Annotated in this window: 9 protein-coding genes; 1 reads left to right on the top strand and 8 read right to left on the bottom strand. The window is 73.7% G+C overall.

The genetic code is table 11. The features are described 5' to 3' along the window. Nucleotides 1-24: 24 nt before the first annotated feature. The 3 genes from ADL34_RS27590 to ADL34_RS27580 are packed head-to-tail and all read right to left on the bottom strand — an operon-like array spanning nucleotide 25 to nucleotide 3740. Complete coding sequence (locus ADL34_RS27590) at nucleotides 25-420, bottom strand: DUF742 domain-containing protein (RefSeq protein WP_062673406.1); 396 nt, start codon at nucleotides 418-420, stop codon at nucleotides 25-27. A gap of 9 nt (nucleotides 421-429) precedes the next feature. Then, a complete protein-coding gene (locus ADL34_RS27585) occupies nucleotides 430-867 on the bottom strand; it encodes a roadblock/LC7 domain-containing protein (protein ID WP_062673404.1) in 438 nt (145 codons plus the stop codon). Further along, nucleotides 864-3740 (bottom strand): nitrate- and nitrite sensing domain-containing protein, encoded by a 2877-nt coding sequence (locus ADL34_RS27580; RefSeq protein ID WP_062673402.1) that lies wholly within the window; start codon nucleotides 3738-3740, stop codon nucleotides 864-866. The genes ADL34_RS27585 and ADL34_RS27580 overlap by 4 nt, the downstream gene beginning before the upstream one ends. Before the next feature lie 417 nt (nucleotides 3741-4157). Here ADL34_RS27580 and ADL34_RS27575 point away from each other — a divergent pair, with 417 nt between their 5' ends. After that, nucleotides 4158-4685 carry a hypothetical protein gene (locus ADL34_RS27575; protein WP_400091831.1) on the top strand — a complete coding sequence of 176 codons (528 nt, stop codon included), beginning with the start codon at nucleotides 4158-4160 and terminating at the stop codon, nucleotides 4683-4685. Nucleotides 4686-4712: 27 nt separating this feature from the next. Here the strand turns inward: ADL34_RS27575 and ADL34_RS27570 are convergent, their stop codons facing one another. The 5 genes from ADL34_RS27570 to ADL34_RS27550 all read right to left on the bottom strand — a co-directional run bounded on the left by ADL34_RS27570 (nucleotide 4713) and on the right by ADL34_RS27550 (nucleotide 12982). Beyond that, nucleotides 4713-9401 carry a hypothetical protein gene (locus ADL34_RS27570; RefSeq protein WP_062673398.1) on the bottom strand — a complete coding sequence of 1563 codons (4689 nt, stop codon included), beginning with the start codon at nucleotides 9399-9401 and terminating at the stop codon, nucleotides 4713-4715. 46 nt (nucleotides 9402-9447) lie between these two features. Next, on the bottom strand, nucleotides 9448-10329 hold the full coding sequence (locus ADL34_RS27565) for a hypothetical protein (RefSeq protein ID WP_062673396.1): 882 nt from the start codon (nucleotides 10327-10329) through the stop codon (nucleotides 9448-9450). Beyond that, entirely contained in the window at nucleotides 10326-10553 is a 228-nt protein-coding gene (locus tag ADL34_RS27560; RefSeq protein WP_062673394.1) for a hypothetical protein, read from the bottom strand. Before ADL34_RS27560 ends, ADL34_RS27565 begins: the two co-directional genes overlap by 4 nt. Then, nucleotides 10550-12076, bottom strand: a complete 1527-nt coding sequence (locus tag ADL34_RS27555; protein ID WP_062673392.1) for a hypothetical protein — start codon at nucleotides 12074-12076, stop codon at nucleotides 10550-10552. The genes ADL34_RS27560 and ADL34_RS27555 overlap by 4 nt, the downstream gene beginning before the upstream one ends. Nucleotides 12077-12277: 201 nt before the next feature. Next, nucleotides 12278-12982 (bottom strand): GntR family transcriptional regulator, encoded by a 705-nt coding sequence (locus ADL34_RS27550; protein WP_062673390.1) that lies wholly within the window; start codon nucleotides 12980-12982, stop codon nucleotides 12278-12280. Nucleotides 12983-13138 lie beyond the last annotated feature (156 nt).

Raw genomic sequence — 13138 nt, 5'->3', positions numbered from 1 at the left:
GTCACTACCCCGCTTCCGCGCCGCTCACAGCGCCCGCAGGCCGTCGATCACGTCGCGCAGAATACTCTCGTCGACCATCTCGGCCGGTGGGACGGGCCGGTTCACATGGACGAATTCCCCGTCCACGAGGTCGCCGACGAGGACCCGTACCACTCCGACGGGCAGGTCGAGCTCGGCGGAGAGTTCGGCGACGGACTGCGGGGTCTGACGGCACAGCCCGACGATCTCCACGTGTTCCGGGGACAGCGTCGAGTCGGCTTCCGGATCGCCCGCGTGCGGTTCGGTGACGACCACCGCGATCAGGTCGAGGCGATGCTGGGCCGCACTCGTGGTGCGGCCGCGTGTCATCGCGTAGGGGCGGACGACCGGTCCGGCCTCGTCGTCGAACCAGTGGCTTCTTCCCTGACCGTCAGCGCTCATGCCTTCCCACTACCCGCCCGAGGACAGATCGGTGCGCGGTGCGGTCCCCAGATGCACGCCGACGCGCTTGACGAGGAGTGTCATCTCGTAGGCGACCTGGCCGACGTCCGAGTCCGCATCGGAGAGCACCGCGAGGCAGCTGCCGTCACCGGCGGCCGTCACGAACAGGAAGGCTTCGTCGAGCTCGACGACGGTCTGGCGGACGCTGCCCGCCTCGAAGTGCCGGCCCACGCCCTTGGCAAGGCTGTGGAACCCGGAGGCGACGGCGGCCAGGTGCTCGCCGTCCTCCCGGGTCAGGTCCTTGGACACGCCGGTCGGCAGGCCGTCCCCGGAGAGCACGACGGCCTTGCGGATGCTGGCGACGCGGTCCACCAGGTCGTCGAGAAGCCAGTTGAGCTCGCCGTTCTGGGTGGTCGTGGCGTGGTCGGTCGCCTTTGGTGCGGTCATCGACCGTCCCCCTCTGTCGTTCCCTGTGGTGCTGTGCCGCCCGGGGCGGTGTCGTCGCCCGCGGCGTTCTCCTTGCGCCCCCGCTGCCAGCCGCGCTGGAGCGAGGCCATACGGCTGCGGACCTCGTCCGCGTCGCGTTCGCCGGGGTCCGGCGCCGCGGGACCGGGGGCGGGTGCCTTCTTGAGCTGGGGTGCCAGGCTGGCCTGCCGGACCCGCCGGGGCAGGGGGCCCGTGCCGGGTGCGGTCGGCTCCGGGGCCGTGCCCTGGTCCGGGGTGGTGGTGTCCGGTCCGGCGGCCGCGATCTCGGGGCGCCGGGCCCGCCCGGTCAAGGCGGCGGGCTCGTGCGGGCCGACGGCGTCGGGCCCGGCGGTGCGCGGTGTTTCGGAGCGGCCGGATCCGGCCGGGCGTCCGGGCCCTGCGGGGTCGCCGGACCGTGGCGGTTCCGCGGCGCCGGCGATGCCGCCGCGGGGGCCTGTGCCCCGGCGCCGGGTGGGCAGCGGGGCCAGACCGTCCGACTGCGCGCGGCTCGGGCGGTACGAGGGTTCCGCGTCGGTCTTCTCCAGGCGGGTCCGGTGCTCGGTGACGGGGCGTCCGTGGGAGCTGACCAGCTTGGGGGTCCGGCGCCGGAGCAGGGAGACCGGGGCGTTCGGGTCGTCGTCCGGGTCGTCGGGGACCTCGGTGACCGGGCCCAGGTCGCCGCGCCGGCTCGCCGGGTCCTCCTCGGAGCGGCCGAAGGCACGTCGCGGGTGGAAGAGACCGCCGCGCTCGCCGTCCTCCTCGTCGAGGGGGTCCGGGAAGTCGCTCAGGGCGTCGAGGTCGACGGGGGCCTCGAGCTCGACGGGGCCGTCGAGGAGCGCGGCCGGCAGCCCTGGCGTGCGGGCCGGCACCTTGGAGAGCGCGGCTCGTCGCGACTCCTCCAGTTCCGCCTCCTTCGAAGGGGTGGGGCGGTCCAGGCGGAAGCCGATGCCGTTGGTGTCCGGGACGTCGTCGGTGAGCAAGGCGTCCGGGATGAAGACGACGGCGGTGGTGCCACCGTAGGGCGAGGGCTGGAGGGAGACGCGGACGTTCTGCCGCTGGGCGAGCCGGCTGACCACGAAGAGACCGAGCCGGTCGGTGTCGGACAGTTCGAACTCGGGGGTCTCGGCGAGCCGGAGGTTGGCGTCGAGCAGGGCTTCGGCGGCCATGCCCAGTCCGCGGTCGTGGATCTCCAGGGTGAAGCCGTTGGCGACCCGCTCGCCGAGGACCTGGACGGCGGTGTGCGGCGGGGAGAACATCGTGGCGTTCTCGAGGAGTTCGGCGACCAGGTGGGTGAGGTCGGCGACGGCCGGCCCGGTGACGGCGACGCGGGGCAGCCGGCGCACCTCGATGCGCTCGTAGTCCTCGACCTCGGCGACCGCGGCGCGTACGACGTCCATGAGCTGGACGGGTTTGCGCCACTGCCGGGACGGGGCGGCGCCGGAGAGGATCACGAGTCCCTCTGCGTGGCGGCGCATGCGCGTGGTCAGGTGGTCCAGCCGGAACAGGTCGGCGAGTTCGTCGGTGTCCTCGGTCCGGCGTTCCATCGTGTCGAGGAGGGTGAGCTGCTTGTGCAGGAGGACCTGGCTGCGGCGGGCGAGGTTGACGAAGACCTCGGAGACCCCGGCGCGCAGTTCGGCCTGTTTGACGGCGGCCTCCACGGCGGCCCTCTGGAGAGTGTTCAGTGCCTGGCCGACCTCGCCGATCTCGTTCTTGTCGTAGGCGAGGCGCGGGACCTCGGTCTCGACGTCGACGTGTTCACCGGCCGAGAGCCGGCGCATCACGCTGGGCAGCCGGACTCCGGAGGCTTCGTGGGCGTCGAGACGGAGCTGACGCAGGTCACGGACGAGGCCCCGGCCGATCCGTACGGACAGGAAGAGCGAGAAGAGCACGGCGAGCAGTCCGAGGACGCCGGCGACGACGGCCTTGACGATGACGGCCATCGCGACGGGGCGGACGCGGTCCTGATAGCGGTCGCCGGCCTCGTCGTTCAGTTTGCCGAGTTCGTCGAGCACACCGCCGGCGGCGGCGTCCCAGTCCTGGGCGTCCACGGTGCTGGGGCGTCCCGGCTGGGAGAAGATGACGGACTGTTCGGCGACCCGGAGCGGGGCCGTGGAGCCGTTCTTCCAGAAGTGCTGGAAGCGTTCCCGTTCGGACGAGGGCAGGTCGGTCAGGCTCAGGTCGTACATCAGGGTGCGCTGGGCGACGAGATCGGAGACGTCGCGGATCTCGTCGCGGGTGAGCCGGCCGACCACGAGGGCGGAACTGAGCAACGCGTCCTCGCGGGAGAGCAGTTCGCGGGCGCGCGTGATGTTGAGGAGGGCGCGGGCCTCCTTGTCCATGGCGACGTCGTCGATGCCGTCGAGGGAGGCGAGGAGGGCGTAGCAGGGCTCGACGAGGAGGTTGTACTGGTGCAGCGCCTCGGCGCGTTTCACCGTGCCGTCCTCGACGCTGCGGCGCAGGGGCCCTATGCCGTCGAAGGCGTCCAGGACGGCGGTGAGGCGTGCGGTGTCGCCCGCGTCCATGCCGTCGCGCACGTCGGAGTCCTCGGCGCTCCCGCGGATCTCGGCGATGGCGGCGTCGGTGGCCTTCCGGCTCTCCCGGAGGGCGGACAGCGCGTCCGAGGCGCGGCGGTCGGCGAGGTAGACGAGGGCCTGCCGTCGCTCCTGCTGGATGACACGGACGGCGTCCTCGGTGGAGTAGCCGATCTTCTCGACGAGGGAGGACACCGTGAACAGCTGGGCCACCTCTCGCCCGGTGAGTACCGTGGCGAATCCCCAGATCGCGGTCAGGGACACCAGCGGCACGAGAAGCAGCGCCACCATTTTCCGGCGGATCGACTTCCCGCGAAAGCGCATGGCCTCCCCCAGCTCGGTCCCCCTGCCGGCGAGGGGGCACACCTGTGCGTCAACAATGGGCGCGAGCCTACTACCGACGCACAGGTAACTCGAAGAGACATCCGGAGCCTGAACTTCCGCACTGGTGACGAGACATGGGGAGTTGTCCGTTCATGACGGGAATTACCTCCCGCAAACATCGCGCGGCCCGGTGAATCGTTCCGGCCCGCCCGCTCGGCCAGTTGGCCGGAAATCTCTCTTCGGTGGGAATCTTCCCGGGGTGCTGATCGTCCTTCTCTACGGGAAATGGGGGCGGATGGGACCACGAGAGCCGCGTCCAGCCCCCCGGCGGCGTAAAACAGCGCAAGCCGGGCAGTCGCTGAGGGGCTGGGTCTTGGGGTGCGGGCGAGCGGTCCGCGGACGGTGGGGAGTGACACGGTGACGGGTACGGCGGAGCAGCGCGAGGCGTCCCGGGGCAGCGCTGCGGTGCGGCGCGGACCCCAGGTGCTGGATCGCGGCATTCCGGTGAGCGACGGCGGGCACGCCGAGCGTGCCGGGAGCGACGAGCGGGCGTACTACCGGCCGCTGTGGGTCGAGGATCCGGCGCCGCGACGGCGTATGCCCGATCCGGTGCGGACGGCGTCGGTGCGGGCGGTGCTCGTCGTCTCGGTGACGCTCATCCAGGCGATGGTGGCGTTCCTGTGCACGCTCGCGGGGTCCTGGCTGGCCTTCCCGATGGTCATCAGCAGTGTGGTGAGCGTCGTCGTGGCGACCTGGGCCGCCCTCGACGTCTGGGTCACCCGCCAGGTCTGGAACCAGCGGCACGGGGTGGTCTCGACACCCAGCAGCACGGCGCGGTCCCTGCGGCGGGAGCGGCGCGCGGCGCGGCGTCAGGCGCGGGCGGCCGAGCGGGCCCAGGGGCGTATACGCCGGCGGGCCGGCGCGGGGCAGCTGTCGCACCCCTGACCCCGGCCCGCGCGGCGTTGCCGCCCGTCATGCCCCCTGGGCATCCACGGGCGCGGGACGCTTGAACATCCGGGTGGCGGTGATCTCGCTGTGCCCGGCCTCGCCCGCCTGCTGCTGCGGCAGTCCGGGACGCAGGTGCTCCTCCACGCTGATGTACTTCAGGCCCGCCCTGAGGTCGGCGTCGTTGCGCAGCCGGATGACGAGCGGGAACTCCGCGAGGGCGGTCGTGTCGAACAGGCCGGTGGTGTAGAGCAGTTGGACGCCGAGGGCGTCGGACACGGCGCGCTGGAGCTCCAGCAGATACGTGGCGTTGGCCCGCCCGATGGGGTTGTCGAGGAACAGCGTCCCGGCGTGCCGGTGCTTGTCCCGGCCCCGGTCGTTGGACCGCAGCGCGGCCATCGTGCAGTACAGCGCGATGGCGGCCGTCAGCAGCTGCCCGCCGGAGAAGACGTCGCCCATCTGGCCGACGGGCACCCGCTCGGCGCGCAGCACGGCGTCCGGCTTGAGGATCTCGACGGCGACGCCCTTCGGCTGGAGCGCCGCGGCGACGCCCCTCAGCAGCAGGGACATGCCGTCCCGGCGAAGGTCGGAGTTCTTCTTCACGGCGGCCCGGGTGGCGTCGTCGATGACCTCACCCAGCCGTTCGGTGAGGGTGGCCTGGTCGGGCTCCTCGAAGCGGATACGGAGGAACTCCTGACCGGACCACTCCCCCAGTCCCTCAGGCAGCCGGGACAGCCGCTGGGCCGACCGCAAGGTCGCCAGAGCCGACTCCACCAGGCCGCGGAGCCGGTCGACGATCGAGTCGCGGTTGCGCTCCAGCTGGGCCAGTTCGTCGGTGAGCACGCGCAGCCGGGGCGCGAAGGCGTCCGCCCACTTCTGGGCGTGCTCGGGGAGCGCGGAGGCGGGCAGCTCGCGGATCTGCTGACGCGCCGGGGTGCGGACCTGCTCGTAGCGGCTGGAGTTGGCGTGCCGGACGAGGATGTCGCTCGCCTCGCGCACGGCGGCCTCGGCGGCGGACAGATCGGCGGCACAGCCGCGCAGGGAGCGGCGGGCCTCAGCCGCGGACCGCCGGGCTTCCTCCAGGCTGCCGGGGTAGGGCTCGACATCCTCCTGTTCCTCGTCCGAGCTGTGCTCGCGCAGCAGGTCGCGCAGCATCGCGGCGATCTCGTCGAACCCTCCCGCCGCGTCCTCGGCGGCGCGGTGGGTCTCGAGGAGTTCCGTGTGCGCGTCACGGGCCTGCGCCAACGCCTCGCTGTGGGCGGCGAGTTCACCCGTCGCCGTCCGCAGCAGGGACTGGGCGTGCTCGGCGTCGCGCGGCTGCAGCTCCTCCGGCAGCTCGGTGTGCGCCTCGCCCTCCCGGGGGGCGTGGCGCTCGGCCTCGCCGCGCAGCCGGCCCAGCTGCTCGCTGGCGGCGGACATCCGCGTCTCCAGAAGCTGGACCAGCTCCTCCGCGCGTGAGGCCGCCGCCTGCCGGGAGGGTCCGTCGGAGCCGTCGGGCGACTCGAGGAGCTGCTCGGCGCGGGTGCGGACCTTGTTGCTCAACCGGTCCAGCTCGGTGCGGGCCGCGCTCTCGTCGCTCTCCGCGCGTGCCTGTTCGGCGCGCAGGTCGGCGCCGACGCCGACCTTCTCGTACACCTGGGACGCGGCCCGGTACGCCTCACGGAGCGCTGGAAGGGACGCCTTCGGGCTGTCCGCGTCGGTGTCCGGTACGTCGTCGGGGGCGCCCGCGATCTCGGCGCGCTCGGCGCGCAGGGCCCGTGCGGTGCGGCGCGCGTCGTCGGCCGCGCGCTGGGCGGCGCGGCGGTCCTCGTCTGCGGCGCGGGCGCGTTCCAGACAGGACTGGGCGCGGGCCTCGGACTCCGCGGCCTCGTCTGCGAGTTCCCGCAGTCTGACCTGCCAGCCGGCCCGCTCGCGCAGGCGGAAGGCGAGTCCGGCGAGGGCGTCGGCGGCGCGCCGCGCCTTCTGCGCGGCCTCCTGCCGTTCGTCGCGGACCGCCGCGGCCTCGGCCGCGGTCTCGTCGGCCTCGGCGCGTACGGTCCGCGCCTCGGCGAGCTCCGCCTCGGACTCCTCGGCGAACGCACGCGCGTCATGGGCGGCCTGGGCCAGCTCGACCAGTCGTCCGGCCGGGCAGCCCGTGCGCCAGGAGGCCAGGCGTGCCGCCAGCTCCCGGTCCTTGCCGAGGCGTGCGGCGAGGCCGCGGATCTCCTCGTCCCGCTCGGTGGCCCGGGCCCGCAGCGCCTGCCGTTCCTCGTCGGCGGCGTGCTCGTCGTGCATGGCGGGGTTCGGCGGCACGAGGAAGACGTCCGTGTCCGACGCGTCGCCGGCCGGGGTAGGGGCGAGCAGGGCCGCCGCCGTGCCGACGGCGACGGTGGAGCGGGGCAGGAGCGCCGCGTCGGCCAGCGCCTCGCGGGCCCGGGCGTGCGTGCCGGGGTCGGTGATGATCACGCCGTCGACGAGCTCGGGTCGGGCGGCGAGCACGCGCGCATGATCGGTGGGGTCGACGGCCTGGGCGAGGTAACGCCAGCCCGGCAGCGCGGGGATGCCCTGCTCGCCGAGGAACTCCACGGTGGCGAGGACGTCGGGGCCGGGCGGGAGCAGCCCGCCGTCACCGAGCGCGCCGAGGATACGGGCGTCGTCGGCGGCGGCCGTCCGCAGGTCGAAGAGCTGGCGCTCGGCGGAGGAGACGGCGTCGTCGAGCAGTTCGCGCAATTCGTCGGCGAACCGGTCGAGGTCCTCCGGCGTGAACGCCCCCTCGACGGCCCCGCCCTCCACGGCCCCGCCCGCGTCGGATCGCGCCCGCGCGACCGCCTGGTCGCCCGTCTGATCGCCGGTGCGCGGAGCGGGCACCGAGCCGCGCCTGCGGCCCGAGTCGCCGGCCAGGCCGAGCAGTTCGACCAGCCGTTCCTCCGCCGCGAGGCTCTCGGCGAGGCGACGTTCGGCGTCGTAGGCACGTTCCGCCGCCGCGGCGGCGTCGGCCGCGCGGGCGGCCGTCAGCTCGGCGCGGGACTCGGCGGAGGCCGCCTCGCGCGCGTGCTCCGAGGCTCGCCGGGAGGCCTCACGGGCGGAGTCCCAGGCGGTGACGGCGGACTTCTCGGCGTCGCTCGCCGCGAGGGCGGCACGGGCCGGGTCGGCGTCGGGGGCGCTGTCGTCGAGCCAGCCGGCGCGGACGGCCTCGGCGGTCTCCTGCTCGACCTCGGTCAGCCGCTGCCGCAGATGCCCGGCCTCGCTGCGGGCGCGCTGCGCCTCGGTGGCGGCGGCCGTGGAGTCCCGGTGGGCGGACTCGCCGGCCTCCTGGAGCGCGGCGGACCGCTCCTCCCCCTCGTTGGCCTGGGCCTCGGCGCGCTCGGCGGCCGCGTGCAGGGCTCGGACGAGATCCACGGCGGCCTTGGCCCGGGCGGCCAGCGCCGGGGCAGCGTCCCGCTCGGCCTCCTGGATGGCGGCGGCCACACGCGCCACCCGGTCGGCGGCGGCGCGGTGGCGCAGGACGGCTTCGGCGGCCTGCCAGGCGGAGTGCAGGGTGCGGGCGTCGGCGAGCTCTCGCTTCTGCGCGGCGGCGGACTTCTCAGCGGCGGCGAGCGCCAACGAGGCGTGTCGGTAGGCGAGTTCCGCGGCGATCAGGGCACTGCGCTCACGCGCGCCCTCGGCGTGGGTGACGGCATGGGCTGCGGCGGTGACGCGCTGGGCGAGGTCGGCCGCGCGGACGCGTTCCTGCGCGCCCCGCGCGGTGAGGCGCCGGGCCAGGGCGCGGGTGCGGCGCTCGGCGCCGGCGTGGATGTCCCGCGCCCGCGCGCGGGTCTCCGCGGCATCGACGATCCGGCCGAGCAGGTCGACGGACCCGGCGGTGAAGTCCCGCTCGGCGATCAGCTCGGCGCGCCGGCCCAGCTTGTTGCCGAACCCGCTGACCAGGTCGGCGAGGCCGTCGGTGTCCCGGGTGTCGGTCACGGCCCGCAGCAGCAGGTCGGTGAAGTCGGAGTCCTTCTTGACCGCGAAGAGGCCGGCCGCCTCACCCTCGTCGGCGTTCATCTCACGCTGGTAGCGGAAGAGTTCGGGGTCCAGGCCCAGGTCGCCGAGGTGCTCGATCCAGCGGTCGTGGATGTCCTCCCAGTGCACCTCGAGATGCGGGTACGCCTTGCCCGCCTCGGTGAGCGCGTCCCGGAAGCCCTTCATGGTGCGGCGGCGGCCCTGCGCGCCGGACTGCCCCTCGACCGGCGGCCGTACGGCCGTGGACTCGGCCACGGGGAGGTTGTCCAGGCTGAGGCCGGGGCCGGGACGGAAGGAGTACCAGGCCTCCGCGAACTTGCGCGGGTCGTTGGAGACCTGGCGGCCGCGCCACTCGCTGACCTTGCCGACCACCACGCACTCGCCGGTCAGGGTGTGCTGCCACTCCAGGGCGACGTGTCCGCAGTCGTCGGCGAGCAGGAACTTGCGCAGCACACCGGAGCTGGCGCCGCCCAGCGTGTTGCGGTGGCCGGGCAGCATCACCGAGAAGATCAGCTTGAGCAGGACCGACTTGCCGCCGCCGTTCTCCAGGAAGAGCACGCCCGCGGGGGCGGGCCGGCGGCGCGGGCCGACCGGCTCCTCCTCGAAGAACTCCGCCTGGGTCGGCGCGGGATCGGGCACGGGCTCACCGACACCGCGCAGGTCGAGCACGGTGTCGGCGTAGCGCGCTCCGGCCGGTCCGATGGAGTAGAGGCGGACCCGGGACAGCTCGTACATGGCGGACTCTCGTAAGTCTTCGGCAGGTGGGGGAGGTCGGTGGCGCTCAGGCCGAGTGGAACGGCAGACCGGCGTCGGCCACCAGATCCAGGGCGTCGGTGTCCTCGGCGGGCAGCAGGGTCGGGGTGCCGTCGGTGACCGGGACGACGCCCAGTTCCAGCAGCTCGGTCATGGCGGCGCTGCCCGCCATGTCACGGACCTGGAGCTGGTAGCGGGCCGTGGTGCGGTAGGTGCCGCCGTGGTCGTCGCCGGTCCGCTGGAGGAAGCCTGAGTCGGTGAGGAAGGCGACGGCCTTGCCGACGATGCCGGTGGTGGAACCGGCGAGCCGGCGCGCGTCCTTGGTGGCGCCGGCGGCGCTGCGCCTGATCCAGATGCGCCAGGCGGCCTCGAGGCCGGGGGCGTCCGTGGCGGGGTCGGTGTTCTCGCCCTGCTCCTCGGCGCGTTCTTCGAGGCGGCGGCATGCCTGGCGGACGAAGGCGTCGACGCCGTTGACGGTGACGCGCCCGATGTAGCCGTCGTCGGCGAGGTCCTCGGGGCGCGGGAACGCCATCGCGGCGACGGCGAGATGGGCCAGCCCGTGCAGGAACCGGTCGCCGCCGTCGGCGGACGTGCGGCGGGCGTAGTCGCTCATGCGCACCGCGAACACCGAGTCCTCGGCGGCGGTGACGGCCATGCCCGCGCGCGGGGACACCTCCAGCACGACCAGCCCGAGCCCGGTGGCCACGGCGTCGGCGAGCCGCGCGAACGACGGGTCCTCGCGGTAGCGGCGCAGCAGTTCGGTGTACTCCTGGTCGCGGGCGGGCTGGAGCTTGGGCTGCAGCCCGAAGGAGACGAGCCGCGCCGCGTCGGCGGCGTCGGCGGGGGTGACGGCGGCGGGCGCCTGCGGTACGGCGGCCTCCGGCTCACTCCGATCGACGTGCTCGGTCACGGTTGGGGCTCCTTGTGGGGGTGGTGCGAAGTCGTGCGGTGGTGCGGGGTCATGCGGTTGTACGAGGTCACGCGGTCGTGCGAGGACATGCAGTGCGCCGCGTGCTGGTGGCGCCCAGTCGTCCGGTGCCCGGCGTGCGAGGCGCGCACGTCGTGCGAGGCGTGCCGGTCGGGCGAGGCGTCCGAGGCACGACCGGCATGCGACACGCGTCCGGCGCCGCTCATGCGGCTTCCGTCCGGTCGGCGGCCATCCCGGCCGCGTCGAGCAGTGCCGTGCCGACGATGAGGTCGGCGCCGCCGAACTCGGGGTCGTCCAGCTCCGTCCCGTCGTCCACGGCGAACAGCAGCTTCTCCTCGCCCTGCCGGTAGGCGGTGCCCACCGGAGGGCTGGCGGCGTGCACGGCCAGCAGGGCGACCAGGTACGGCAGTTCGGGGTCCTGTCGGCGCGCCTCGGCCAGCAGGCCGGACAGCCGGCGGGGCGCGTCGGCGGGCAGGTCGAGCAGCTCCATGGCGGCGGCGAGCTGCTCCTCGCTGAACCGGCTGTCGTCCGGGGTCGCGATGAGGTCCGGCTCGGGCATCTCGGCGCCCAGGTGCTCCCGCTCCACGGGCGGGGTGAGCAGGATGTCTACGAGGTCGCCGAGCCGCACCGACACCGGTGTGCGCAGCCCGGTGCCGTGCGCGAAGAAGGCGTCCGTGACCCGGACGGCCCGCTCCAGCGGCAGTGGCAGGACGGGCGAGACGAGATGCCCGTACAGGTCGATGCCCGACGTCGTCAGGGGGGTGGCGAAGGCCTGCCGGTCCTGCTCGGCGCGGAACAGCGGTCCGGCCTCCAGCAGCCGGGACTGGAGCTGGGTGTGGCGCCGGATGCAGTCCTTGACGATGTCGACCAGCTCGGCCGCGCGGCGCTTGTGCTCCGGGTCCTCGGTCTCGTCACGGGCCTTGCGGATGTTGGTGAGGATCGCGTTCTCGTGGCGGTACCGGTCGGCGACGTGGTCGAGGGCCTCCGCGATCATGTCCGGGACGGCGTTCAGCCAGTCGACCGCCCGGACGTTGCGGCGGGTGGCGTCCAGGGCGCGGCGCAGCGTCTCGGAGTACTGGACGGTGCGGTACCTGGCCTGCTCCGCCGCCAGCTGGGCGTCCGCGAGGCGGCCACGGCTGATCAGCACCTCAAGCTTGACCTCGGCGGCGATCTGCGCGCTGGTGACGTCCGTGTCCAGGGCGCCGACCAGGACGTTGACGGCCTCGTCGGTCGTGCGGAGGTACACGGTGCCGCCGGGGCCCGGGACCTCCTCGATCAGCTTGAAGTCGTAGTCCCGGCGGACATAGCTGCCGTCCGGCGTGAACGTGCCGTACACGGCCCGGAAGCCGCGGTCGACACTGCCGACGTTGATCAGGTTCTCCAGGACCCAGCGGGCCACCCGCTCGTGCTCGGCGACGGGGCGCCGAGGGGCCTGGGCGGCGATGCGGGGGATGAGACGGGCGACTATCTGGTCGTGGTCGGCGCCCGTGTCGAAGTCCATGTTGAGCGTGACCAGGTCGATGGCGGCGAGCGCCACCTCGGCCATGCCGTACACCGAGTACTCGCCGGCCAGATTGGCCTTGCGGGCGTCGAGGTCGTGCAGCGGCGCGGTGCAGGCGAGCGCGCGCAGCCGCCGCGCCAGGCCCTCGTCGGCGGCCGGGCCCGGCGCCGGGCGCGGCCCCGCGCTGAGCTGGGGCGGAACGCGGTCCGTCGATGCAGGCGAAGTCACGGAGCACAGACTAGGTCCTAGGTCTGACATCGATCCAAACGGCACGGATCGCCTCCGGCGGACGCGAGCTCCTCCGCGAGCCCTTCCGCGAGCCCTCCCCGAGTCCTACGCCAGCTCTCCACGTGGCCCCGCCTGGCCCCTCCTGGCCCCGCCTTGGGCCCAACTGGCCCAGCGTCACGCCGTCCGCCCCGGACCCCCGTCTCAGGGCACGATCTCTCCCTCGCCCACCCGGCGCCGGTACACCTCGACGACGCGCTCCAGGGAGTCGTCGAGGTAGACGGCGAGGATCCGCTCGGCCCCGGCCGTGTCGCCCGCCTCCAGCGCCCGCAGGAGTTCCTGGTTGCGGGCGAGGTAGGGCTCGTGCAGGCGTCGGGGATCGTCGGCGACGTGGAAGGCGAGCCGCAGCTCGGCGAAGACGCTGCGCATCAGCTCGTCGGTGCGTTCGCTGCCGGCCAGCGCCACCAGTGCGCGGTGGAAGTGGATGTTGGCGGTCCCCAGCGCTTTCCAGTCACCTTCGCGTACGGCGCGCTGCCCTTCGGCGACGGCTTCGGCGGGCCCCTCCAGGGGGTACGGCGGCTCGCCGAGACCGCGGACGACCGCGCACTCGACCAGGCGCCGGGTGCGGTAGATGTCCTCCACGTCCTCCACGGTGAGGACCCGGACGAACACCCCCCGGTTCAACTCGTGCACGAGGAGCCGTTCATGGGTGAGCAGGCGGAACGCCTCGCGGAGTGTGTTGCGGGACACACCGAGGGCCCCGCCGATGCTGTCCTCCGACAGCCGGGTCCCGGGCGGGAAGAAGCCCTCGGAGATACGGCTTCTGAGAATGTCCGAGACCCGCTCCGCCGTGCTCGTCCGCCCCAGGAGGGCACGGTCGTCGGCCAGTCCGCCCAGCTGCTCTGCCATGCCCGGAATTCAACCGCAGTCAGGGGAACGGAACAACAGGGGTATTGAAGGATCGTTCAACGATCCTCTACCTTGCTGCACACCGCCCGGCTCGGCACGGCACACCTTGACCCGCTCCCGTCCCCGCACCCGTCGGCTCCCCCCACACCCGCCGAC

Source organism: Streptomyces sp. NRRL WC-3605 (assembly GCF_001509795.1).
Taxonomy (GTDB): domain Bacteria; phylum Actinomycetota; class Actinomycetes; order Streptomycetales; family Streptomycetaceae; genus Streptomyces; species Streptomyces viridochromogenes.
Note: the sequence above shows the minus strand (reverse complement) of the source record. Positions and strands in the feature narration are given on the sequence as shown.